Annotated in this window: 1 protein-coding gene; it reads right to left on the minus strand. The window is 69.9% G+C overall.

What is annotated here, in order from left to right; all coding sequences use genetic code 11:
- The coding region (locus ACFV9O_RS40495; RefSeq protein WP_385428113.1) for an AMP-binding protein at positions 1–1317 on the minus strand (1317 nt) is incomplete at both ends.

A 1317-nucleotide genomic window follows, 5' to 3' on the forward strand; every position in this document is an offset into this window, starting at 1 on the left:
GTAGAGGCGGGCCCCCTGGTCGTAGGGGTGGGCGACGAAGCGTTCCGAGGTCAGGTGCGGCCGGCCGATGTAGCCGCGGGCGAGGCTGCCCGCGAGGTACAGCTCGCCCCAGGAACCGGCCGGGACGGGGTTGAGGGTCGCGTCCAGGACGTAGGCGCTCTTGCCCGCCAGGGGACGGCCGATGGGGACCGTGGTGGCCTTCGGGTCCGGGTTCTCGTCGGAGAACCAGCCGGTGGCGTAGACGGTGGCTTCGGTGGGGCCGTAGATGTTGGCGACGGTGGTGTGCGGCAGGGCGCGGCGCGCCTGGTCGAGGAGTGTGGTGGGGAAGGCCTCGCCGGCCAGGATCAGCAGCTTCGGGTCCAGTCGGGTGGTCGGCTCGGCCACCAGCGCCTGGAAGGCGGAGGGGACGGCGGAGACGAGTGTGCCGTTCCAGGTGGGGTGGTCGGTGAGGCTGAGGATGTTGTGGGCGATCTCCAGAGTGCCGCCGGTGGCGAGGGTGCCGAAGAGTTCGAAGACGGAGACGTCGAAGTTGAGGCTGGTGGAGAAGAAGGTGTGGGCGAAGGTGTCTTCGCCGAGGGTGGTGGCCCAGGCGACGAGGCGGGTCAGGGCGTGGTGCGGGACGACGACGCCTTTGGGCTTGCCGGTGGAGCCCGAGGTGTACATGACGTAGGCCAGTGAGTCGGGGTGGATGGTGGCTGGTGGCCGGTGGTCTGTTGTGGGTGGGGTGGTGACGTGGAGGGTGGGGGTGCCGCAGAGGTGGGTGTGGTTCTGGTCGGTGAGGATGAGGGTGGTGTGGCTGCGGGTGAGGATGTCGCGGGTGCGGTTTTCGGGGTTGGCGGGGTGGAGGGGGATGTAGGTGCCGCCGGTTTTGAGGATGGCGAGGATGGCGGTGATGAGGTCGGCGGAGCGGTTGAGGTGGAGGGCGACGCGGGATTCGGTGGTGATGCCTCGTTCGGCGAGGGCGCGGGCGAGGTGTTCGGCGCGGGTGTCGAGTTCGGCGTAGGTGAGGGTGCCGGTGCTGGTGTGGAGGGCGATGGTGTGGGGGGTTTGTGCGACGTGGGTGGCGAAGGCGGCGGTGACGGTGGTGGGGGGTGTGTCGGTGGTGGGGCCGTGGGCGGCGGTCAGGGCTTCGGCGTGTTCGGCGGGGCTGAGCATCGAGAGGTTCCGCAGGGGCTGGTCGGGGTCGCTGGTGGCCAGGCCGGTGGCCAGTTCCCGCCAGTGCGTGGCCATCCGGGCCACCGTCCCCGCGTCATACAGATCCGTGCTGTAGGAGATGACGGCGAGAAGCCCGTCGTCGGGCCTCGGTTCGAACTCGAC

Origin of the sequence: Streptomyces sp. NPDC059909, from assembly GCF_042730885.1 — a bacterium.
GTDB lineage: Bacteria > Actinomycetota > Actinomycetes > Streptomycetales > Streptomycetaceae > Streptomyces.